The organism is Amycolatopsis sp. NPDC058340, assembly GCF_042723975.1.
Classification (GTDB): domain Bacteria; phylum Actinomycetota; class Actinomycetes; order Mycobacteriales; family Pseudonocardiaceae; genus Amycolatopsis.
Window position 1 is genome coordinate 94,142 of the sequence record NZ_JBHXIB010000022.1, and the last position, 21,878, is coordinate 116,019.

The 21,878-nt window shown below is 68.8% G+C and carries 24 protein-coding genes and 1 tRNA gene; 15 read left to right on the top strand and 10 right to left on the bottom strand.

Annotated features, from left to right (window positions below; all coding sequences use genetic code 11):
* The first annotated feature begins 153 nt into the window (after positions 1-153).
* Together ACFWIW_RS24000 and ACFWIW_RS24005 are read left to right on the top strand one after the other, a co-directional pair.
* Positions 154-1,482 carry a BNR-4 repeat-containing protein gene (locus ACFWIW_RS24000; RefSeq protein WP_378370474.1) on the top strand — a complete coding sequence of 443 codons (1,329 nt, stop codon included), beginning with the start codon at positions 154-156 and terminating at the stop codon, positions 1,480-1,482.
* A gap of 124 nt (positions 1,483-1,606) precedes the next feature.
* Positions 1,607-1,789 (top strand): hypothetical protein, encoded by a 183-nt coding sequence (locus ACFWIW_RS24005; RefSeq protein ID WP_378370475.1) that lies wholly within the window; start codon positions 1,607-1,609, stop codon positions 1,787-1,789.
* Between the two features lie 108 nt (positions 1,790-1,897).
* Here the strand turns inward: ACFWIW_RS24005 and ACFWIW_RS24010 are convergent, their stop codons facing one another.
* Complete coding sequence (locus ACFWIW_RS24010) at positions 1,898-2,326, bottom strand: limonene-1,2-epoxide hydrolase family protein (RefSeq protein ID WP_378370476.1); 429 nt, start codon at positions 2,324-2,326, stop codon at positions 1,898-1,900.
* 93 nt (positions 2,327-2,419) lie between these two features.
* On the opposite strand from ACFWIW_RS24010, the gene ACFWIW_RS24015 reads away from it, so the two are divergent.
* Positions 2,420-2,965, top strand: a complete 546-nt coding sequence (locus ACFWIW_RS24015; RefSeq protein ID WP_378370477.1) for a DUF305 domain-containing protein — start codon at positions 2,420-2,422, stop codon at positions 2,963-2,965.
* 42 nt (positions 2,966-3,007) lie between these two features.
* A tRNA-Ser gene (locus ACFWIW_RS24020) sits at positions 3,008-3,095 on the top strand.
* A gap of 47 nt (positions 3,096-3,142) precedes the next feature.
* Here ACFWIW_RS24020 and ACFWIW_RS24025 read toward each other — a convergent pair.
* The 3 genes from ACFWIW_RS24025 to ACFWIW_RS24035 form a co-directional block, all read right to left on the bottom strand.
* On the bottom strand, positions 3,143-3,349 hold the full coding sequence (locus ACFWIW_RS24025; RefSeq protein WP_063271745.1) for a CsbD family protein: 207 nt from the start codon (positions 3,347-3,349) through the stop codon (positions 3,143-3,145).
* An 85-nt stretch (positions 3,350-3,434) separates the two neighbouring features.
* Positions 3,435-3,887 (bottom strand): nucleoside deaminase, encoded by a 453-nt coding sequence (locus ACFWIW_RS24030; RefSeq protein WP_046200068.1) that lies wholly within the window; start codon positions 3,885-3,887, stop codon positions 3,435-3,437.
* Positions 3,888-3,910: 23 nt separating this feature from the next.
* A complete protein-coding gene (locus tag ACFWIW_RS24035; protein WP_197684721.1) occupies positions 3,911-4,393 on the bottom strand; it encodes a tRNA adenosine deaminase-associated protein in 483 nt (160 codons plus the stop codon).
* A 76-nt stretch (positions 4,394-4,469) separates the two neighbouring features.
* Between ACFWIW_RS24035 and ACFWIW_RS24040 the strand changes: the two genes are divergently transcribed.
* From ACFWIW_RS24040 to ACFWIW_RS24080, 9 genes are all read left to right on the top strand, one after another.
* Positions 4,470-5,699 carry a M20 family metallopeptidase gene (locus ACFWIW_RS24040; protein ID WP_378370478.1) on the top strand — a complete coding sequence of 410 codons (1,230 nt, stop codon included), beginning with the start codon at positions 4,470-4,472 and terminating at the stop codon, positions 5,697-5,699.
* Between the two features lie 33 nt (positions 5,700-5,732).
* On the top strand, positions 5,733-6,203 hold the full coding sequence (locus ACFWIW_RS24045; RefSeq protein WP_378370479.1) for a heme-degrading domain-containing protein: 471 nt from the start codon (positions 5,733-5,735) through the stop codon (positions 6,201-6,203).
* Positions 6,204-6,359: 156 nt separating this feature from the next.
* Complete coding sequence (locus ACFWIW_RS24050; protein WP_378370480.1) at positions 6,360-7,448, top strand: chitinase; 1,089 nt, start codon at positions 6,360-6,362, stop codon at positions 7,446-7,448.
* A 234-nt stretch (positions 7,449-7,682) separates the two neighbouring features.
* On the top strand, positions 7,683-8,594 hold the full coding sequence (locus tag ACFWIW_RS24055) for a dihydrodipicolinate synthase family protein (protein ID WP_378370481.1): 912 nt from the start codon (positions 7,683-7,685) through the stop codon (positions 8,592-8,594).
* A gap of 436 nt (positions 8,595-9,030) precedes the next feature.
* On the top strand, positions 9,031-10,056 hold the full coding sequence (locus ACFWIW_RS24060; RefSeq protein ID WP_240596789.1) for an acyl-CoA desaturase: 1,026 nt from the start codon (positions 9,031-9,033) through the stop codon (positions 10,054-10,056).
* On the top strand, positions 10,053-10,232 hold the full coding sequence (locus tag ACFWIW_RS24065) for an RGCVC family protein (protein ID WP_240596787.1): 180 nt from the start codon (positions 10,053-10,055) through the stop codon (positions 10,230-10,232). Before ACFWIW_RS24060 ends, ACFWIW_RS24065 begins: the two co-directional genes overlap by 4 nt.
* A gap of 9 nt (positions 10,233-10,241) precedes the next feature.
* Positions 10,242-10,400, top strand: a complete 159-nt coding sequence (locus tag ACFWIW_RS24070; RefSeq protein WP_378370482.1) for a DUF6307 family protein — start codon at positions 10,242-10,244, stop codon at positions 10,398-10,400.
* Between the two features lie 142 nt (positions 10,401-10,542).
* A complete protein-coding gene (lysA, locus tag ACFWIW_RS24075; RefSeq protein ID WP_378370483.1) occupies positions 10,543-11,886 on the top strand; it encodes a diaminopimelate decarboxylase in 1,344 nt (447 codons plus the stop codon).
* Positions 11,887-12,054: 168 nt separating this feature from the next.
* Entirely contained in the window at positions 12,055-12,549 is a 495-nt protein-coding gene (locus ACFWIW_RS24080; protein ID WP_016337981.1) for an Lrp/AsnC family transcriptional regulator, read from the top strand.
* Between the two features lie 69 nt (positions 12,550-12,618).
* Here ACFWIW_RS24080 and helR read toward each other — a convergent pair whose 3' ends face one another.
* Together helR and ACFWIW_RS24090 are read right to left on the bottom strand one after the other, a co-directional pair.
* Positions 12,619-14,823, bottom strand: a complete 2,205-nt coding sequence (gene helR, locus ACFWIW_RS24085; protein ID WP_378370484.1) for an RNA polymerase recycling motor ATPase HelR — start codon at positions 14,821-14,823, stop codon at positions 12,619-12,621.
* Positions 14,824-15,015: 192 nt separating this feature from the next.
* Positions 15,016-16,827, bottom strand: a complete 1,812-nt coding sequence (locus tag ACFWIW_RS24090) for a LamG-like jellyroll fold domain-containing protein (protein ID WP_378370485.1) — start codon at positions 16,825-16,827, stop codon at positions 15,016-15,018.
* Positions 16,828-16,904: 77 nt separating this feature from the next.
* Here ACFWIW_RS24090 and ACFWIW_RS24095 point away from each other — a divergent pair, with 77 nt between their 5' ends.
* A complete protein-coding gene (locus tag ACFWIW_RS24095; protein WP_378370486.1) occupies positions 16,905-17,432 on the top strand; it encodes a hypothetical protein in 528 nt (175 codons plus the stop codon).
* On the opposite strand, the gene ACFWIW_RS24100 is transcribed toward ACFWIW_RS24095, so the two are convergent.
* Together ACFWIW_RS24100 and ACFWIW_RS24105 are read right to left on the bottom strand one after the other, a co-directional pair.
* Entirely contained in the window at positions 17,433-17,897 is a 465-nt protein-coding gene (locus ACFWIW_RS24100; protein WP_378370487.1) for a DUF6328 family protein, read from the bottom strand.
* Positions 17,842-18,804, bottom strand: coding sequence for a DMT family transporter (locus ACFWIW_RS24105; RefSeq protein WP_378370488.1), 963 nt, complete (start codon positions 18,802-18,804; stop codon positions 17,842-17,844). Before ACFWIW_RS24105 ends, ACFWIW_RS24100 begins: the two co-directional genes overlap by 56 nt.
* Before the next feature lie 83 nt (positions 18,805-18,887).
* Here ACFWIW_RS24105 and ACFWIW_RS24110 point away from each other — a divergent pair, with 83 nt between their 5' ends.
* Positions 18,888-19,439: a superoxide dismutase family protein gene (locus ACFWIW_RS24110; protein ID WP_240596776.1), complete on the top strand. Its 552-nt coding sequence runs from the start codon at positions 18,888-18,890 to the stop codon at positions 19,437-19,439.
* On the opposite strand, the gene ACFWIW_RS24115 is transcribed toward ACFWIW_RS24110, so the two are convergent.
* Positions 19,436-19,837, bottom strand: coding sequence for a TIGR03667 family PPOX class F420-dependent oxidoreductase (locus tag ACFWIW_RS24115; RefSeq protein WP_378370489.1), 402 nt, complete (start codon positions 19,835-19,837; stop codon positions 19,436-19,438). The genes ACFWIW_RS24110 and ACFWIW_RS24115 overlap by 4 nt on opposite strands.
* A 44-nt stretch (positions 19,838-19,881) precedes the next feature.
* Complete coding sequence (locus tag ACFWIW_RS24120; protein WP_378370502.1) at positions 19,882-21,816, bottom strand: DUF2339 domain-containing protein; 1,935 nt, start codon at positions 21,814-21,816, stop codon at positions 19,882-19,884.
* Positions 21,817-21,878 lie beyond the last annotated feature (62 nt).

Below are 21,878 nucleotides of genomic sequence, written 5' to 3' on the forward strand. Positions count from 1 at the left end.
GTCCCCTTTTCGCAAGATCGGTCGAGGCATACTCCCCCGAACAAGTGAAATGAGGAAGACGTCAAGACAACGATTCGTCACCACTAGCCCGATCGGATCCTCGCGTGAGACGATCGAAGTCCGCCGCCTGCTACGCACCAGGAGGCGTTTTTCATGCGCAGACTGCTTTGCGCGATCGTCGCGGCCGGTCTCGTGATCCCGGTTCCCCCGGCGGCCGCCGAACCGCCGGAGAAGGCCACGTTCGAGGTGATGACCCCGGCGAGCACGGTCGCGTCCCGCACCGATCGGCGGCCGAACGCGGGCGGGGTCTTCGACCCGGTGGCGCGCAAGACCTTCATCTCGTGGTCCGGCAAGGCCGCGGACACCTACGTCCAGGCGTACGACCATCGCACCGGCGTTTGGACGGCGCCGAAGAAGATCGCCGACGGCGAGTCCGACCCGCACAACTACCCGACGATGCTGCTGGCGGGCGACGGTCATCTGCTGATCTTCCGCGGCATGCACAACACGCGGACCGTGATCAGCCGCGCGCCACTCGCCCATTCCCTCGACGGCACCTGGACCGACACCGAGGTCCCCGAGGGTGATTCGGCGAGCTACCCGATGCCGGTGAAGACCGTCGACGGCACGCTCTTCATGTTCTACCGCGAGACCACCAATGAGCTGGATCCGACGGCGAACTCCGACTTCCGCCCGATGAAGTACATCGTCTCCCGCGATCACGGGAAGACGTGGGAGAACTCCGTGCGGCTGACCGGGAAGCGGTGGGCGTTCGGCTCGCTGGGCCGGGCGGACCACATGGACGAGATCTACGTCGGGCAGCTGCGGTACCTGCCGTCGTCCGGGCGGATCCACTTCGTCTACACGCTCGCGGGCGGCGGGCCGTCGCAGCACAAACACGACGTCTACCACCGGAACGTCTACCACCTGTCGTTCGACGTCCGAACCCTGCACTTCTTCTCCGCGGCCGGCCGCGATCTCGGCACGCAGGTCGACGACGCCGAGCAGGAGCGGTATCTCAAGGTCGTCGAGACCCCGCTCGAACTCCCCGGCGGGCTCAAGTCGCCGGACTACATCCTGCAGGTCGGCACCCAGCGCGACGGCAAACCGTTCGTCACCTGGTTCCAGTTCGACGCCGCGGGTTCGCCGCGCGATTTCGCGGGCGCGTGGAACGGCCGGAACTGGGAAGTGCGCGAAGTCGCGAAGGGGCTTCGATTGCGTGAGATCGAACAGCTCAATGGCGGCACGTGGCGCGTTTACGGAACGCGAGACGGACAGCCGGGCATCGAAACGTTCTTACTCGAGAACGGCCGGGTCTGGAAACCGGAAACCTTGATCACCACGCCGAAACCGGTCCAGCGCGTCGAAGTGATCACCGGTTTCCGGGACCCGGCCCGCATTCTGGCGACCGGCGCGTCCAGCGCCCGTGACGTCTCCGTGGCCGACGGTGACATTTATGTCGCGGGAGCCCCACGGAAATAGCCCATTGGTGTTCCGCTGCCTTAAATGAACCTCAAGTCCGGGTACAACCCGGCATTTCCGGAGCTACCTTGGCGACGTGAGCGAGGACACAAATCCTCCCTCACGTCGCCGGAGGAGGTGTCCGATGAACTGGCTCATCGTCGGTACGGCACTGGTTCTGCTGCTGAGCATCGCCTTGGCCGTCGACCTGCGCGACCGGAAACGCGGCGGGCGCCCGGTGGGCCATTTCGGCGGGGCACGGCTCGACGCCGTCCTGCGCGAGGCAGACCTTGGCGAAGGGCTTCTCGACGCTCACCGGGGAGGGTGAGCAGGGGGAACTGGGGGCGCACCGCCGGTGCACGGGACCCGTCGGGGGAGGACGGAGCCCGTACACCGGCGGTCTGTCATTTCCGCCTCGTGAGTGGCAAGGACGGTTCTAACCGTCCTTGCCACTCACGAGTTTTTTGACCCCGGCGACCGCCGCCTTGCCCGCGCCCTTCGCGCTCGCCACGAGGAACGTCGTCCAGTCGAAGTAGTCGCGCCACAGCACGATCCGGGCGTCGCGCACTTCGAACGTGCCGCACACCCAGAACTCGGCCTCCCACGCACCGCGCCGCAGGACGTCGGTGCGCTCGGTGAGCACGATCGGTCCGTCGGCGGCGATGTGGTGGGTGCGGGCCTCGAACCCGCTTCCGTAGCGGGCCATGGTGCGCAACTGCTTCTCCACCGCCGAAAGGCCGCGAGCCGGGGGCAGCGGGACGTTCTGGTAGACGATGTCGATCGCGACGAAGCCCAGCGCGCGGTCGATGTCGAACTCTTCGAGGGCCTGAAGGAAACCGGTCACCACGGTCTTCGGATCCGTCATGTCCACCAAGGCTAATCCGGTTTTGAACCGCCGGAAGGTCACAGCCGTATCACAGGGCGGAGGGGCCGGTTTTCCCTGACTACGGAGGTATCGATGCGACGGCGACTGCCGATGGCCCTGTTCGCGCTGGTCGCCTGGGTGCTCGCGGGCTGCTCGACGGCCACGGGCGCGGCACCGGCGACCCCGGGCGCCAACCAGGCCGACATCACCTTCTCCCAGCAGATGGTGCCGCACCACCAGCAGTCGATCCAGGTCGCGAACCTGGCCTCGGAACGGTCGGCCTCCGAATACGTGAAGTCCACCGCGGCCAAGATCGTCAAGGCCGAGTCGGCCGAGGTCAAGACGATGACCGCCTGGCTCCAGTCGTGGAACGCGGCCGTGCTCCCCGCGGCTGGCCACGCCGGGCACGCGATGCCCGGGATGATCACCGAAGGGCAGGTCGCGTCGCTGCAGAACCTGACCGGCGCCGAATTCGACAAGGTGTGGCTCCCGCTGATGGCCGAGCATCTGCGCAACGGCGTCGCGATGGCCAAGACGGTGCTCTCCTCCGGCGAGCACGCCGAGACGAAAGCGCTGGCACAGGAGATCGTCGAGAACCAGACGGCGGCGATCGACGAGATCACCGCGCAGCTTCCTTGACCCCCTGAAGACACCGGAAGGCCCTCCGGTATTGTTCTCGGCGGTGGCGTGTCCGAGCGGCCGAAGGAGCACGACTCGAAATCGTGTGACGGTTAATACCCGTCCGTGGGTTCAAATCCCACCGCCACCGCAGCGAAGAGCCGGTCTCCACGGAGACCGGCTCTTCTGCGTTCGCGGCTACTTGTTGAACTTGTCCTTGAGGTCCTGCACGCCGCCTTCCGCGCGGTCGCGAAGGTCGTGCCCGGCCTCCTTGACCTCGCCCTCGGTCTGGTCGGCCCGGCCGGAGTTCGCGAGGTCCTGGTTGTCGGTCTTCTCGCCGAGCTTCTCCTTGGCGGCGCCGATGGCCTGCTCGGCCTTGTCCTTCGCCTTGTCGAAAACGCTCATGGCGGATGTTCCTCCTTCGACTGCGGCCACCGTCTGCGGCCGCCTGTCCGGAGGGTTACCCGTGTCGCCGGGTCCGACACATCCTTCACCCGGTGCGGTTACCCCGCTGCCCGTGGAAGAAGTCTTCGAGCAGGGCCGCGCATTCGGCCTCCAGGACACCGCCGACGACCTCCGCGCGGTGACTGAGCCGCCGATCGCGGACGACGTCCCACAGCGACCCCACGGCCCCGGTCTTGGGCTCCCAGGCGCCGAAGACGACCTTCGCGACCCTGGCCATCACGAGGGCGCCGGCACACATCGTGCACGGCTCCAGCGTCACCGCGAGCGTGCAGCCTTCGAGCCGCCAGCCGTCGCCGTAGATCTTCGACGCGGCCCGCAGCGCGAGGATCTCCGCGTGCGCCGTCGGGTCGCCGAGTTCTTCGCGGGCGTTGCGCGCGGAAGCGAGCGGGGTGCCGTCCGGCGACAGGACGACGGCACCGATCGGCACGTCTTCGCCGGCACCTCGCGCCGCGACGATCGCCGCACGGACGGCGGCGATGTCGGCGGCGGAGGCTGCGGGGCTCAGATCTCGTCCAGGATCTTCGTGAACTCGGCGGCGAAGCCGCACCGCTGCGCGACCATCTGGAGTTGTTCGTCCGGATAGAGGTCGACCTCGCCGACGATCACCTGCAGTTCGGCCCCGGGCAGTCCGAGGTCGGACAGGATCTCCAGGTCGCCTTCCGGCCAGACCGCGTCGTCGTCCTCGTCCGGAGGGTCGACTCTCAGCACGTCGAGGACGTCGGCGGCGATGTCGTAGTCGAGCGCCGCGGCGGCGTCGGACAGCAGCAGCGACGGGCCTCTCGGGCTCGGCCGGACGATCACGAAGAACTCGTCGTCCACCGCCAGCAGCCCGAACGCGGCCCCTGTCGAACGCAGTTTGCCCAGCTCCGTGATCGCAGCGTCGAGCTCGCCGAGCGCCCCCGGATCAAGGGAACTGCACCGCCACCGACCGTCCTCCCGCACCACGGCCACCGCGAACCCCGTGATCGGCTCTTGCACCGCCATGCGCACACCGTATTCCGCCCGCATTCGGAACGCACGCACGGTGCGCCCGAAGCGCCGCATGCGCCACTATCGAGACATGACCGGACCCACCGACCTGCCCACCCTCCCCGACGCCCGCTTCGCCGGATTGCTGGCCGAAGCCCGCGCTCTCCAGACGAAAACCGTGGAGCTCCGCCGGGAGATCCACCGGAATCCGGAGATCGGCCTCCACTTGCCGAAGACCCAGGCCTCGATCAAAGCCGCCCTCGAGGGCCTGCCGCTGGAGATCACCGAGGGCAAATCGACCACCTCGCTGACCGCCGTCCTCCGTGGTGGGAAGCCGGGTCCGGCGATCCTGCTCCGCGGCGACATGGACGCGCTGCCGCTGCACGAGGACACCGGGCTCGACTTCGCCTCCGAAGACGACGGCGCGATGCACGCCTGCGGGCACGACACCCACGTCGCGATGCTGGCGTCGGCCGCGCGGCTGCTCTGCGAGCACGCCGACGAGCTGGCCGGGTCGGTGGTGTTCATGTTCCAGCCCGGCGAGGAGGGCGAGCACGGCGCGCGCCACATGATCCACGAGGGCGTGCTGGACGCCGCGGGCGAGCGCGTCGAAAAGGCGTTCGGCCTGCACATCTTCACCTCGGCCGCGGCCGGCGTCGTGCAGACGCGGCCGGGTCCGATCATGGCGTCGGCGAACAGCTTCCACGTCACCGTCACCGGCCGGGGCGGGCACGGCTCGGCGCCGCACCAGGCGATCGACCCGGTGCCCGCGGCGGCCGCGATGGTGGGCGCGCTGCAGACGATGGTGACCCGCAAGGTCAGCGTGTTCGAGCCCGCCGTGGTGTCGGTGACCCGCATCGAGACGGGTACGACGACGAACATCATCCCGGAGACGGCGTTCCTGGAGGGCACGATCCGCACGCTGTCCGAGCGGACGCAGGCGTTCGTGCGCGAGGAGCTGCCGAGGGTGTGCGAGGCGGTCGGCGCGGCGCACGGCGTCAAGGTGAGCGCCGAGGTCCTCCCCGGCTACCCCGTCACGGTGAACGATCCCCAGGTCGCGGCCCGGGTGCTGGAGCTGGCGGCCGAGGTACTCGGCGCCGGCAACTCCGAGGTCATGGAGAACCCGGTGATGGGCGCGGAGGACTTCTCCTACGTCCTGCAGCGGGTGCCGGGCGCGTTCGCGTTCCTGGGGGCCTGCCCGCCCGACGCCGACCTGGCCACAGTGGAGGCGAACCACTCGAACCGGGTGGTCTTCGACGAGGACGCGATGGCCAATGGCGTCGCGATGTACGCCGCCTTCGCACTGGACGCCCTTCGCTAGCCATTAAACAACAGCGTTGATTTAATGGGTGCCATGAGCGATGACACCCTGGCCGTCCTGGCCGCACAGGAGGAGCGCCTGGTCTTCCGCCGGTTCGACAACGAGACCGCGCTGAAGCTGGGCGCCCATCTGCTCGCAGCGGCACGGGACCGCGCCCTCCCGGTGACGGTCTCCGTGCGCCGCGGCGGGCAGCGCCTGTTCCACGCCGCGTTGCCGGGAACCTCGGCCGACAACGACGCGTGGATCGACCGCAAGAGCCGCGTCGTCGACCGATACGGGCACAGCTCGTTCTTCGTCGGCGAACAGTTCCGCGCGAAGGGCTCGACATTCGAAGCCGACTCTCGCCTCGACCCGGACCTGTACGCCGCGCACGGCGGGGTGTTCCCGGTGATCGTCGAGGGAGTCGGCCCGGTCGGCACCGTCGGCGTCTCGGGGCTGCCACAGGCCGACGATCACGCGTTCGTCGTCGAGCAGCTGGAGATCTTCCTCGCCGCATTGTCCTAAGTGGACCGTTCGCGGAGTTGTCCACAGGTTGTTCACGTGTGGACAACTCCGTGCGGCGGCGACAAAACCCGACGAGTTCCGGTTATTTCTTGACAAACTCCCTAGTGGTCTAGTCCAATCCTTGACGTGACCTGAACCACATCCGAGGGAGTCCCCATGCGCCGGAAAGCCGCCGTCGGCATCGTTTTCCTCTTACTGGGCCTGCTGATGCCCGCCGCGGCACAGGCCGCGATCCCGGCCCACGCCCTGGTCGGCTACCTGCACACGAGCTTCGCGAACGGCTCCGGTTACACGAGAATCGCCGACGTCCCCGAAGACTGGGACATCATCGACCTCGCCTTCGCCGAGCCGACATCCACGACCTCGGGCGAACTCCGGTTCGGTCTGTGCCCGGCGGCGGAATGCCCGAACGTCGAATCCGAGGCGGAGTTCATCGCCGGGATCAAGGCGCAGCGCGAGAAGGGCAAGAAGGTCGTCATCTCCGTCGGCGGCCAGAACGGGCAGGTGCGGCTGACCACGGCCGCCGCGCGGGACGCTTTCGTCAGTTCGGCGAGCGCGATCATCGACAAGTACGGCCTCGACGGGATCGACATCGACTTCGAGGGCCATTCGCTGTCCCTCGACCCCGGCGACACCGACTTCAAGAACCCGAAGACGCCCGTGGTGGTCAACCTCATCTCCGCGCTGAAGACGTTGAAAGCCAAGTACGGCAACGACTTCGTGCTGACAATGGCACCGGAGACGTTCTTCGTCCAACTGGGGCACCAGTTCTACGGACCGGGCCCGAACGGGAGCGCCGATCCGCGCTCCGGGGCCTACCTGCCGGTGATCCACGCGCTGCGGGACTCGCTGACCGTGCTGCACGTCCAGGACTACAACTCCGGCCCGATCATGGGGCTCGACGGCCAGTACCACACGATGGGGACCGCGGATTTCCACACGGCGATGACCGACATGGTGCTCACCGGCTTCCCCGTCGCGGGCGACGCGGCGAACGTGTTCCCCGCGCTGAAACCGGAACAGGTCGCGATCGGCCTGCCGGCGTCGCCGTCGGCGGGCAACGGGCACACGACCCCGGCGGACGTGCGCGCGTCGCTGGACTGCCTGATGAAGGGGAGCGGCTGCGGCACCTACAAGCCGCATGGCAGCTTCCCGGCGCTGCGCGGGCTGATGACCTGGTCGATCAACTGGGACAAGTTCGGCGGCTGGGAGTTCTCGAAGAACTTCGCTTCGTACTTCGGCTGAGATCCGGCGAGCGGGGAGGATTTCGGACGTTCAGTGTCCCCGTCCTCCGTCGATCAAGCTAGGAGCAGGGCCTCGACGATGTAGGAATCGGGACACTCAACGTCCCGATTCCTACATCGTCGGCATCTGGAACGCCGAGCAGCCGCCCCTCGCACGGCCAGGCGGCCAAGTGTCCCAAACCTCAGGACACCTGTCCCACCGTGCTACCGTTTCACATCATATATCAGATCGGACATGCCAGTGACCTCTCCACGGTTCGACGAGCGGAAACGGCGGCTGTCCGGCGTCGTGGCCATCCCGGTGACCCCGTTCGACGCCGACGGCGCCGTGGATTCCGAGGCCTACGGGCACCTGGTCGACCGCGTGCTCACCGTCGGGGTCGAGGTCGTGACGCCGAACGGGAACACCGGCGAGTTCTACGCGCTGGACGAGGCCGAGACGCGGCACTGCCTCGAAGTGACGGTCAAGGCCGCGGCGGGACGGGCGAGTGTGGTCGCCGGGGTCGGACACGACGTCCGGACGGCGATCGGCGCCGCGCGGCATGCCCGGGACGCGGGCGCCGGCCTGGTCATGATCCATCAGCCGGTGCATCCGTACGTCTCGGCGGAGGGCTGGGTCGAATATCACCGCGCCATCGCGGCGGCGGTCCCGGAGCTGGGTGTCGTGCTGTACGTGCGCGACGCGCGGATCGAGGGCGAGCAGCTGGCCAAGCTCGCCGACGCCGCGGAGAACGTCATCGGCGTGAAGTACGCGGTGCCGGATCCGGTGCGGTTCGCCTCGGTGGCGCGGGACGCGGGGATCGATCGCTTCGTGTGGATCGCCGGGCTGGCGGAGCTGTCCGCGCCGGGTTACTTCGCCGTCGGCGCGACCGGGTTCACCTCGGGGCTGGTGAACGTCGCGCCAGAGCTCTCGCTGGAGATGTTCCGTGCGTTGCGGGACGGCGACTTCACCGGAGCGATGGCGGTCTGGGAGCGGATCCGGCCGTTCGAGGAGCTGCGGGCCGCGGAAGGCAGCGCCAACAACGTGAGCGTGGTCAAGGAAGCCTTGGCACAGCTGGGTTTGTGCCGCGCCGACGTCCGGCCGCCGAGCCGCGCGCTGACCGGCGCGGAAGGGGAGCAGGTCGCCGCGGCGCTGACGTTTTTCTGACCGTGTCCGCGCCCACTGGGGCGGGCGCGGACACGGTGACAGGTCAGAGGTCGTGGCCATCGACGGATCGCGGCTTGGCCCATATGGGCGCCTCGGGGCGCGCCATGAGGCGCGGCGGGCGGCTGCTCACCGGCGAAGCCGGCGGGACCATGAGCGCGAAGGGACCGATGTCTGGCCGGTGCTCCTGTCTCCGGCCGAAGCTCGCGACCGGACGGAACCGGGGGAAATTTCCCTCGATGTCTTCGACTGTACGCCAGATCGTGCCGCTTTGGTGAATTGCTTCCGCTCCACGGTCGTGGGACACTGGTGTCAGGCCACGGAACGACCGTGGCGTGTTGTGGTACCAGTGCCTTTCTCGGCCGAATCAGACACTTCGGTGTTCGCGAACCCGTTGCTGGATTGCCCACTTTCACGAACCAGAACGGTGTGATCTCCCATGACCTCCACCCAGACGAGGCAGGGCAGCGACTTCGCCGAACTGTCCAAATTGGTCAAGGACGCCGGCCTCCTCGATCGGCGTCGCAAGTACTACGCGGTGAAGATCGGCTTGAACCTGCTCGCCTTCGCGGGCGGCTGGGTCGCGTTCGCGCATCTCGGCGACTCCTGGTGGCAGCTGTTCCTCGCCGCCTTCTTCGCGATGATGTTCACGCAGCTGTCCTTCATCGGCCACGACGCGGGACACAAGCAGATCTTCCGCGGCCGCAAGGCGAACGACGTCACCGGATTCGTCCACGGTGGACTGACCGGGCTCAGCTACGGCTGGTGGATCGGGACACACACCCGCCACCACGCCAACCCCAACCACGAGGACGAGGACCCGGACGTCAACCTCGCCGCGCTGATCTTCACCAAGGCGCAGGGCGCCGAGCGGCGCGGTTTCCTGCGCTGGATGGCGAAATACCAGGCGTTCCTGTTCTTCCCGCTGCTGTTGCTGGAAGGCCTGAACCTGCACGTGTCGAGCGTGACGGCGATCTTCCAGCGCGGCTTCAAACGACGGAAACTCGAATCGGCGCTGATGCTCGCCCACCTCGCCGCGTATCTGACCGCGGTGTTCGTTGTCCTCTCGCCGGGAGTCGGCTTCGTCTTCATCGCCGTGCACCAGTGCCTCTGGGGCGTGTACATGGGCTGCTCGTTCGCCCCGAACCACAAGGGCATGCCGACGCTGTCGGCCGGGCACAAGCTCGACTTCCTGCGCAAGCAGGTCCTCACCTCGCGCAACGTGCGCGGCGGCCGCGTCGTGGACTTCGCCCTCGGCGGCCTCAACTACCAGATCGAGCACCACCTGTTCCCGAGCATGGCCCGGCCGAACCTCAAGCACGCGCAGGTGATCGTCCGTGAGTTCTGCGCGAAACACGGCATCGACTACGCGCAGTGCGGCTGGGCGGCGTCGTACGGCTACGTGCTCCGGCATCTGCACGAGGTCGGGGCGCCACTCCGTGCTCAACCGGCCGTCGCGCGATGACCTCCATCCGCTCCCTCGGCGACGTGGCCGAACCCGCCGCCGACGACCGCTGCCCGAGCTGCCCGCATCCGATGTCCGCGCACGACGCGATCGCCCGCCGCTTCTGCACCGCGACCGCCGCCGGCGGTTTCAGCCGCGGCTGCACCTGTGCCACGAAACCCGAAACAACCGAATAGAGGATCACCATGAACGCCGACACCGTCCCCGTCTCCCGCTACGAGACCCGGGTCGACACCGTGAAGAAGATCGTCAACGAACACACCGACCTGGACAACGAGGCGGCGTTCGCGCTGGCCGTGCACATGGTGCGGGCGCTCGACACCGTCCCGGAGCCCGTCCGCTGACACTGTGGCCGGGGTTACTCGCGCGTTAACAAGGCGTCAGCGAGACCTCGCGAAGCGTCAGGGAGACGTTGCCGGGACGGCCGGGCCGGGTCGATCGGAGTTGTGCTGAGAAGGCACTGACCCGATCGACGCGGAGGTAACCGTGACGCTCAGCGAGCTCCTGCCCAGCCTCGGCTGCGAGGCCGCCGACCACCTCGAACCCGGGGTCTGGCCACGGAGCACCCGGCTCGGGCCGGGCGGGGAACTGCTGTTCGCGGGCGCGCCGGTGTCCCACCTCGCCGCGAGGTTCGGGACGCCGGCGTACCTGCTCGACGAGGACGAGGTCCGGCAGAACGCCCGCGCGTACCGGAAGGCGCTCCCCGACGCCGAGGTGGCGTACGCGAGCAAGGCGCTGTGCACCCGCGCGGTCCTGCGCTGGGTCGCCGAGGAAGGGCTGTCCCTCGACACCTGCTCGGCGGGCGAGATCGCGGTGGCGCGGTCGATCGGCTTCCCCGCCGAGCGGATCCTGCTGCACGGCAACGCGAAGACCCCAGAAGACCTCAAAGCCGCCTTGTCCTACGGCGTCCGCCGCATCGTGGTGGATTCGCTCGACGAGATCGAGCAGCTCGGCGCGCTCGCCACCGGAGCGCAGCAGGTGCTGATCCGGGTGACCCCCGACGTCGCGGCCGGTACGCACGCGGCGATCACCACCGGCACCGAAGGACAGAAGTTCGGCTTCTCGCTGCGTGAGGGAGTCCGCGACAACCTCGGCCGGGCCGTGTCCGCCGTGCTCGCGCAGCCCGGGCTCCGCCTGGCCGGGCTGCATTGCCACATCGGTTCGCAGGTGTCGCGGGTCGATTTCTACGAACTGGCCGCCCGCAAGATGATCGGGGTGCTCGTCGCACTCCGGGACAGCCACGGCATCACCCTGCGGGAACTGGATCTCGGCGGCGGGCACGCCGTGCGCTATCTGCCCGGCGACACGGGTTTCGACATCGACGGTTATGTGCGGCGTCTGCGGGTCGCGCTCGCTTACGAATGCACCTCGCACGGCTTCCCCCTGCCGAAGCTGACGATCGAACCGGGTCGCGCGATCGTCGGCCCGGCGGGGATCACCGTGTACCGGGTCTGCGCGGTGAAACGCGGCTCGCGCACTTTCGTCGCCGTCGACGGCGGGATGAGCGACAACGCGCGGCCGGCGCTCTACGGGGCGGCGTACACCGCGCGCCTGATCGGCAGGCGCAGTCGCGCCGCCCGTCGGCCGATGACGGTGGTCGGACGGCACTGCGAATCCGGCGACGTCCTCGCCGACGGGCTCTCCCTCCCCGACGACGTCCACCCCGGCGACCTGCTCGCCGTCCCGTGCACCGGGGCATACCACCACTCGCTCGCCTCGAATTACAACCTCGTCGGCAGGCCGCCGGTGGTCGGCGTCTCCCGCGGCACCGCGACACTGCTCGTCCGCCGCGAAACCGAGGAAGACCTGCTGAAACGCGACCTCGGCTGACGCGTCATCCGAAAACCTCGTCACTTGCCCTATCGAACGACAGAATCCTTCGCGGGAAGGCGCCGGGAAAGAGAATCACGACAAACAACTTAACGGCGGTAGCATTCTGGACACTTATCGATACGCTGCGCGACAAGAATCGCATGCCGAAACAAAGGGAGGGACGGCATGGGTGACGAACCACGCGCGCAGATGGAGCAGCGCACACCTAGAGGTTTGGACAATACCGATCGCACTCTGATCGCTCTACTGCAAGTCGACGGGCGGGCCTCGTTCACGGCCTTGGCCAAGGCCGTCGGGTTGTCGGAGGGCGCCGTGCGGCAGCGCGTCCAGCGGCTGCTGCGGGACGAGACGATGCAGATCGTCGCGGTCACGGATCCGGCGAACGTCGGGCTCGGCCGTCAGGCGATGGTCGGGATCAAGGTGCAAGGCGATCCGCGGGCGGTCTCCGACCAGCTCTCCGGAATGCCGGACATCCACTACGTCGTGCTGACCGCGGGGGGCTACGACCTGCTGGCCGAGGTCGCCTGCCGGGACGACGAACACCTCTTGAGTGTGCTGAACGACGACATCCGGCCCATCCCGGGTGTCGTCAGCACGGAGACCTTGGTCTATTTGAAACTCGCAAAACAGACATACGCCTGGGGCAACCTGACCAGATAGGCCCTGTTGGGTCGTGAGTGGCAAGGACGGTTAGAACCGTCCTTGCCACTCACGACACGTTGGCACCCGCTAGACGCAGTGCAGGTGAGCGTCGGGAGTCCGCCGCCCGGAATCAAGACCGCGGAGGACTTTCGGCAGCACCCCGCGGTACAGGACGCCGAGCCGCTGGGTCGCCCGCGTCAGCGCGACGTACAGTTCCGCCTCGCCGCTGGGGCCTTCCGCGAGGATCCGCTCCGGCTCCACCACCAGGACCGCGTCGTACTCCAGACCTTTGACCGCGGACGGCGCGATCGCACCGGGCACCCCCGGCGGCCCGATGACGACCGACGTCCCCTCGCGCTCCGCTTCCGCGCGGACGAACTCGGCGACGGCATCCTCTATGTCCACTTCGGACAGTCGACGGGCCCACGGCCGCACCCCGCACGAACGCACCGATTCCGGCGGTACGACGTCTCCCGCGAAACTCGCCAGCACCGCCGACGCCACCGCCATGATCTCCGACGGCGTCCGGTAGTTGACGGTCAGTTTCCGGTACACCCACCGATCGGCGACGTACGGGGAGAGCATCTCGGCCCACGATCGCGCGCCGGACGGCGACCGGCGCTGCGCGAGATCCCCGACGACGGTGAACGACCGGCTGGGACAGCGCCGCATCAGCACCCGCCAGTCCATTTCGGACAGTTCCTGCGCTTCGTCGACGACCACGTGGCCATAGGTCCATTCCCGGTCCGCGGCGGCGCGTTCCGCCAGATCCCGTTCGTCGCGTTCGGCGAACCGGTCCGCCAGTTCCTCCGCCATCAGCACGTCCGTCGGCCGGAGCGCGAACTCGTAATCGTCGTGATCGTCTTCGACCTCGACGATTTCCAGCACCCGCTCGGCGTATTCCTTGCGCGCCAGCCGACGCCGCTCCTCCGCCCGACGCTCGGCGGTGCGATCGCGGCCGAGCAGCTCGACGGCTTCGTCCAGCAACGGCACGTCGGACACCGTCCACGCGTCCGCCTCCTCGCGGAACAACGCCGGATCGGCCCCGGCCGCCCGCAATCGCTCCGGCGAGGCGTAAAGGTCGGCGAGCAGCCGCCGCGGCGTCAGCGACGGCCACAGCCGATCGAGCACCGCGCCGAGCTGCTCACTGGCTTCCAGGTCCCGCCAGGCGTTCTTGAGCATCTCCGGACGGGTGTGCCGGTCGTCCGGCGGCAGCCAGCCCGCACCGATCCGGTCGACCGCGCGCACGGCGAGCGTGGCGATCACCGCGCGTTCGAAGACGGCCTTGGCCTCGTTGTGCGGCAGGCCGCTCTCCCTGGCCACCTCGCGCGCGGCGGCCGCGATCTCGGCGTCCAACGGCACGGTGACGTCGTCGAGTTCGATCGGCTCCGGCTCGGCGGGCAGTTCCTGCCGGTCCGCCACCGCCGCCGCGAGCACGTCCAGGATCGCCGTCGAACCCTTGATCCGCTGGACCCTCGGCGGATCCTCCCGTTCGGTGCGCAGACCCGCGACGAGGTCACCGGGTGTCGCGAAGACGGCGCTGGTCTCGCCGAGCGACGGCAGGACCCGGCCGATGTGGTCGAGGAAACCGCTGCTCGGCCCGACCACGAGCACGCCACGGCGTTCCATGCGCTCTCGTTTCGTGTACAGCAGATACGCCACGCGGTGCAGCGCCACCGCCGTCTTCCCGGTACCCGGGCCGCCCTCCACGACGAGGACCCCCGCGTGGTCGAGCCGGATGATCTCGTCCTGCTCGGCTTGGATCGTCGCGACGATGTCCCGCATCCCCTCGCCGCGCGGCGCGTTGACCGCGGCCAGCAACGCGGCGTCACCCCGTTCGCCCGCCGATTCCGGACGGCCGAAGACCTCGTCGGTGAAGTCGAGGACCTCACGGCCGAGGGTGCGGAATTGGCGACGCCGGGCCATTCCTTCCGGTGACGCGCCCGTCGCGCAGTAAAACGCGCGCGAGGCAGGCGCCCGCCAATCCAGCACCAAGGGTTCGTAGTCGTTCTCTTCGTCGAAAAGACCGATCCGGCCGACGTACGACCGTTCTCCCGAAAGGGCGTCCAAACGGCCGAAACAAAGACCCTCGTCGGCGATCTTCAGCCTGGCCATCTCGCGGGCCTTCGCACCGACGGACACCTCGCGGTCGGACAGCGCGAAGCCTTCTCCGCGCAGCGCACCGGCATACGCCTCGCGCACGCGCACGCGCTCGGTGTCCAGCCGCCCGTAGAGCGACGCCACATATCGCCGCTCGGATCGCAATTCCTCGTCGTACCCCTGATTTGACAAGTTCCCCTCACAGCGGTTAGACTGACAACACATTCGGCGTACTGATCAGTGATTCTGATTCGGGCGCCGATTTTTTATTGTCCACCGCTTGTCAAGAGACCCCCGGCATTCCCCGGAAACGATCGTGCGCGATAATGGGGACGGACATCCACCATTACCGCGCACGATCCACGGCACCACGATCAACGGCACTCAGCCGAGCATGAACTCGCGAGGGTCGAGCGCCCTGTCCACCACCCGGACGTCGCCGAGCCAGCCGTGGAAGGCCTGCTCGACGATCGAGTCGTAGGCGTAGGCGCCGATCAGCCACGAGCCGCCGGGATTCGCGATCCCCGCGGCAGGCGTCTTCGGATTCCGCAGCACCGGGCAGCCGTCGACGTAGAGCGTCGTCCGCCTGCCGTCGTTGACCGCGGCGACATGGATCCATTCCTTCAGCGCCAGTTCGTGCCCCCAGCAGGTGGAGATCCCGTTCTGGTTCACCGGGAACACCGCCCACTGGAACGCGGCACCGTCCGAAAGGGACAGTGTGGCCGACGGCTCGCCGGGATCGTCACCGGTTTTGCCCGCCTTGCCGCCGGAGCCCTGCCTGCCGAAGATCGCGGCCCAGGAATGCTTGCCGTCCTTGAAATCCTCGGGCAGTTTCACGAACGCCTCGACGGTGTAGCCGCGGGTGAACGTCTCCGCGTTCATCGGCGCGGAGTCCGCCGTGCGCAGGTACCCGCCACGCGCCGGTTTCTTGCCGCCGTCGAACCGGAGGCTCGACCTCGACGGCTGCCGTGTGGAGAACTCGCCGGAGAACCGCAACGCCTCGGGCGCGCTGCCGGGCAGGGTCACCCGGACCAGGTCGTTGCCCCGGCCCGAAAGGTCACGGACACCGTCCACGGGCGCGCCGTCACGCCCCTCGAACCGCCAGTACGCCACGGTCCCGCGGATCAGCTGGCGGTCGGCGGGCCGGGCGGGCGGCACCGGGACCGGCGCGAAACCCGCGAACCTCGACTCGAAGTCGATCTCCAGGCTGAAGTAGTCCGCCGGGCCGGTGCGTTCGATCTCCTGCCGCTGCAGCTCGTTCAACCGCGGTGCCTGGTCCGCGAGCCACGGCGAGACCGTGCGGACGTCGATCACGTTGCGCGCGAGGTCGAACCGGTAGAGCCGGATCATCCCGCTGCCGCCGTAGTAGCGGTCCTGGTAGTTGGTGATGTGCAGATGGACGTCGTGGCCCGCTTTGTTCTGCTTCACCATGCGTCCGGGCGGCCAGTAGTGCCCGTTGAGCGTCAGGAAGATCTGGTCGTTGCCGTCGACCAGTTCGTCCCACACCTTCTGTCCGAACTCCGAGAACTGGGCCTGTCCCGCCTCGTCGGCCCATACCAATTCATGGATGGTCAGAATGGCCGGGAGCCGCGGATTCCGCGCGAGCACCGAGCGCGCCCACTCCAGCCCGCCCGCCGACGGCCGCCAGTCGAGCGCGAGCAGCAGCCACTCACGCCCGCCCGCGCGGAAGACGTGGTGGCTGTTGTAGCCGTCCGGGCTCGCGCCGCGGAAGGTCCGCGAACCCCGCTGCCGCTGCGGCCCGAACGCGTCGAGGTACGGCGTGCGGCCGCGCTGGTCGTCGGTCGAGGATTTGATGTCGTGGTTGCCGGCGAGGGTGCTGTACGGGAACCGGCGCCGGTCCAGGTGCTGGAAGGACCGGCTGATCTGGTCGAACTCGCCCGGCTGCCCGTTCTCGGTGAGGTCGCCGAGATGCGCCAGGAAGACGATGTTCTCGTCGCCGCCGGTGACGTACCGCAGCGTGGCGTCCAACGGCGCGGGGTCGCCACGGTCGGCGTCGAAGAGGTACTGGGTGTCGGGCAGGACCGCGAGGGTGAAGCGGCCGTCTTCGGTGTCCGGGCCGCGGCCGAAGGTCGCCGAGGCCGCGGGGGCGCCGATCGCGGGTAACGCGGAGACCGCCGCACCGGCGCCGAGCAGGCCCGCGCCGCGCAGGAAGGTCCGTCTGGATGAGTCGTTCACGGCCGCAACCTACGGTCGCGGAGGCAACGTGTCCCGAACCGCGGGTGAACACTTGCCCCGCTCGGTAGCTTCGTCCCATGGGGAACGTCAAACGCTGGCCCGTGCTCGCCGGGGTCGGTGTGGTGGTGGCCGCGGCAGCCTGGTGGATCGTGGACGAGATGCCGACGGTGGACGACGCCGTCGCCAGGGAGGCGCTGCCGCCGATCGACGAGCATCTGCGCGCGCTCGCCGGTTCCCGCGACGCGGGCGTCCGCTGGGTGTGCACACAGAAGGTGATCGAGACCCGGCCGGACGGTGACCAGGTCAAGATCGGCCTTGTCGCCAGCTGCGACGAGGTCACGAGGGACGGCGACGGGCTCGTCACGCTCGGCGGATTCCGCCGTCAGCCGATGGTCTACCGCGTCGAACGCACTCCCGGCGGGTTCCGCGTGCTCGACCGGAAGTTCGCGGAGGACGGCGCCGGCTACTCGCGTTCGGTCAAGGAGATGTTCTCGTGGGTCGGCGCCCGCCGGGTGCTCGATGGCGCCAGCCCGGACGACCCGAAGTCGGTGTCGGCCGCCGCGTTCGGCCTGCCCGAAAGCACCCCGGTGCGCACCGGCCGGTGATCAGTCGCCGTTGCGGTCGATCTTCTTCGGCACGACGAACCACATGACGACGAACAGCACCGCCGACACCACGCCGAGGATCGTCATCGCGATCGGGCCGAAGACGACCTTGGCGATGAGCGCGACGGTCGTGGTGATGGCGGCCGCCAGACAGGCGAGGCCGACCAGGACGGAACGATTGCCGACGGTGAGGATCCGCTCACGGTTCCCGGTGCGGAACAGCAGCCGGTGCCACGCGGCGGGCGCGGTCAGCAGCACGGTCGAACAGACCGTGAGCAGGACCGCCGTCAGGTGAACGGACTTCTCGAACCCGCTCGCGTTGTGGAACTCGTCGGTGAACACCACCGTGAGCAGGAAACCGAAGAGGATCTGGACGCCTGCCTGCGCGACCCGCAGCTCCTGCAGCAGCTCACTGACGTTGCGGGTCAGGCGTTCGTTCTTCGTCTCGCCGGTGTGCTCGACCATGCGGCGGCTCCAAGACCATCGGTTGACGCCTGACCTTTTCGTGCCAGCCGAGCGACGTCACTGACACGACCACCACGGCGAGGCCCAGCCACTGAGTACCCGACAAATCGGCGTTCAAGCACAATACGCCGATCACGGCCGCCGTGACGGGGAACGCGAGCTCGGCCAGCGTCGCCCTGGCGGCGGGGGTCGACCGCAGGCCCAGGTAGTACAGGCTCAGCGCCAGCAGCCCGGGGACCAGTGCGAGCAGGCCGAGCCCGAGCGCGTTGTCCCAGCCCACCGCGAACTGGCCGCCCTGGTACGCCACGATGCCCGCCGCGACCGGGAGCCCGACGGTGAAGCGCAGGGTGGTGACCTCCTTCGGCGCCAGTTCGGTGGAGAGCATCCGCCCGAGCACCGTGCCCGCCGCCCACAACGCGGCCGCGCCGATCGCCAGCAGCGCCGCCTTCGCCGCGGCGACCTGGATGTTCAGCGGATCCTTGAACGCCAGCAGCCAGGCGCCGAGCAGCGCCGGGATCGCGAAGAAGGCGTATCCGGGGCGGACCCGCTCGCGAAGGACGAAATACGCGGCGAGCACGGCGAACACCGGCTGGAGCTTCTGCAGCACCAGCGGCGTCACCGGGTCGCCCAGTTTGAAGGCCGCGGTGAACATCGCCGTCGCGAGCGCGGAGGATCCGCCGCCGATGGCGAGCACGGCCAGCCATTCCCGCGGTCCGGTCCGGCGCAGCGCGCGGAAAGCGCCGGGAATGAAGGGACTCAGCACGAGCACCACCAGCAGGTGCTCCCAGAAGACGACCGTGGCCGCCGGGAGCGCCTCGGCGAGCGGGAGCCTCAAAAGCCCGTCGGTGCCCCAAAGAGCGGCGGCGACCGCGACCAGCCAGGTGCGATCCGGAGGATTGCTACTCACTTGTCCTGCCCATAGTTTGAGAATGATCGCCCGACCGAGTGATCACTCTGGCGTGTCCGATTCGTGCGGACTAGGCAAGGGGCATGCGCCCCGTCCCCGCACTCGCCCTCGTCCTGTCCGCGGCCGCACTGGCCCTGACCGCCGGCGCCGGACCGGCCACCGCCGTCCCCGGCTCCCGCGTCCACGTGATCACCGCCAAGAGCGGTCTCACCATCTACAAACCCGATCTGGCGCCGCCCGGTGCCCGCGCGCACGTCTTCGGGTTGACTTCCAAGGCCTTCGGCACCTCGACCGCGGTACTCGTGACCGGTCTGCTGCCCAACCGCGAATACGGCGCCCACGCGCACACCAAACCGTGCGGCGCCACCGGTGATCTCGCCGGACCGCACTACCAGAACGTCGAAGACCCGGTGAAGCCGTCGGTGGATCCGGCCTACGCCAACCCCCGCAACGAGATCTGGCTCGACCTCACCACCGACGCCACCGGCCGCGGCGTCGCCGTGTCCAAAGTGGACTGGACGTTCACCGACCGGCGCGCGAACTCGATCGTGATCCACGAAACGCATACGCACACCGACCCCGGCCACGCCGGGACCGCGGGGGCCCGGCTGGCCTGCGTGACGGTCGGTTTCTAGAAGCCCCACGTACGTTCGGGCCGGATCCTGATCCGGACGCGGTACTCCCGGTCGAATTTCGGGACGTCGTAGTCGATCGCCGGGTAATGCTTCTCGTATTTGGCGAGGAAGCCCGGCTGCTCCGACGCGAGACCGTCCGGCAGGATCTCGGCCTTGCCGCCGATCACCAGGATCGAGCCCCCGTGCTCGTCGCTGTTGAAGTGGAGGCTGACCTCGGGGTTGGCTTCGATATGGCGGGTCTTCGCCGTGTCCGGCTGGCTGAAGACGATGAAATCCTCACCGTCGAGCACGAACCACACCGGGCGGGGCGAAGGGCGTCCCTTGGGGCTGATCGTGGTCAGCCAGGCGACGTTCTCCTTCGCCCGCTCGGCGAGCCGCGGGTCGGGTTGGTAGGTCATGAACCGACCAACCACGACCTGGCGGCTTTTCTTCCTCGTTCCGGTCAGCGAGACGCGACGAGTTTCGCGTAGCGCGTCCCCGCGCCGAGCAGCACCAGACCGGCGATGAGGAAGGCGGCGACCCTGGCCAGGCCGTCGAGCGCGGAGAGGTCGAACAGGACCAGCTTCAGCACCGCGGCGCCGACCAGCACGAACCCGATCACCCGCAGGTTGATCGCCGAGATGCCGCGGATGAGCAGCACCAGGGCGGCGACCGTCCACGACACCGTGATCACCACGTGGCCGACCAGGAAACCCGACCGGCCGGGAACCACCAGCAGCGCGCCGCACAGCACCAGCGCGCCCGCGCCGTAGAGCCCGCAGACCCCGGCGAGGAGCCACGGCACGACGTTCTCCGCCGCGGCCTTGAACAGCCCGAGCCGGTGCGAGACCCACGGAAGCGTGATCGAGGCGGCCAGGATCGCCAGCGCCACCAGGAACGCGGCGGCGAGGTCGGCGTCCGGACGGTTACGGATCAGGAAGAACAGCGTCGGCGGGACGTCGATGACCAGCGCGATCATGCCGCCGATGACGGCGAAGCCCATCCCGCCGAAGAGCGCCACGTGCTTCTTCGTCCACAGCGCGACCAGCGCCAGCAGAACCGCTTCGCCGATGAGGATCCCCGAACGGGCACTGCCGTCGAACAGCGTCATCGTCGTCTGCAGGGCCGCGACGAGCCCGGCGGCGCCCGCGAGCTCACCGGTCCAGCCGTCGAGCCACTGCCCGGCCGCCCACACCGCGAGCAGCACCAGCGCGACCGACGCGGTGACGAGCACGGCGGGGGTCTTCGGCAGGAACAGCGCGGCGAGCAGCGACGGCGCGGGAGCGACGGCCAGCAGGGCGAGGGCGGCGGCGTCCCCGCTCCGCTTGAGGGTGACGATCAAGGCGAGGACGAGCCCGACCCCGCCCGCGGCCAGCGCGGCGGCGGTGTTGGCCGTGCTGCCGCCGAAGCCGGTGAACGCGGTGCTGAAGACCGACGCGACCAGCGGCGGAATCCCGGCCGCGACCGCGACCGACGGCCACGACTGGCGCAGCTGCACCGGCGTCGAAGCGACCTGGACCACGAGCAGGAACGCGACCAGCTGCGGGGTGAACCCCTGCGTGATGATGGGCGCGCAGATCACGCAGCCGAGCACGACGGCCGTCGCGAGCAGCGACGACTTCCACCGCACGGCCAGCAGCAACCCGCCGACCGCGATCAGGAGCCCGATCGCGAGACCCGCGTAGGCCGGGAGGTACTCGTACATCGTCGTCGCGGCGATGGCGTCGAGGTACAACGCGCCGATCCCGGTCGCGGCGAGCGCGAACGCACCCGTGCGGCCGGCCGGCGTGCGGTGCAGCCTCAGGCCGATCCCGACCAGCGCCGCGCCGAGCACGGCGCCGCCGATCACCCGCGGCATCGGGCCGAACCAGCCACGCTGGATCGCGAGCACGAGGAACAACACGATGCCGAGCAACGTGACCGCGCCGCCGATCCAGGCCAGCAGCCTGCTGCCGGCGCCCTCCTTGCCCAGCTTCTCGGCGAGCGACACCTTCGGCGCGGGCTGATACGGGCGGTAGGGCTGCTGCGGCTGCTGGCGGTACTGCTGCTGCTGTTGCCACTGCGCGTACTGGGCCTGCTGGTACTGCTGGTAGTGGGCGTGCTGGTAGTGGGCCTGCTGGTATTGGGGGTGCGGGTAGGGCTGCTGGGGCTGGGCCTGGTGCGGCACCTGGGGCTGCTGCTGCTGAGCCTGCTGGGCCACGGGCTGCTCGGCCTGCGGTGTCTTGGCCTGCTCCGGCTGCTGCTCTTCCTGCTCAGGCGCCTCTTCGTGCTTCGGCTCCGCCTCGGACCGGACGGTCCGCAGCTCCGTGCCGACCCGCGCGAGGCGGGCCCCAAGGTCGTCGATCTCCCCGGCGAGCCTGAGGAGCACATCCCCATCGGTGGTCATGGCGATCAGCATGCGGCCTGACGCCCGCCCGGGGATCCGTAGCACTACTCAATCGTGATGACGATGTGGTCGCG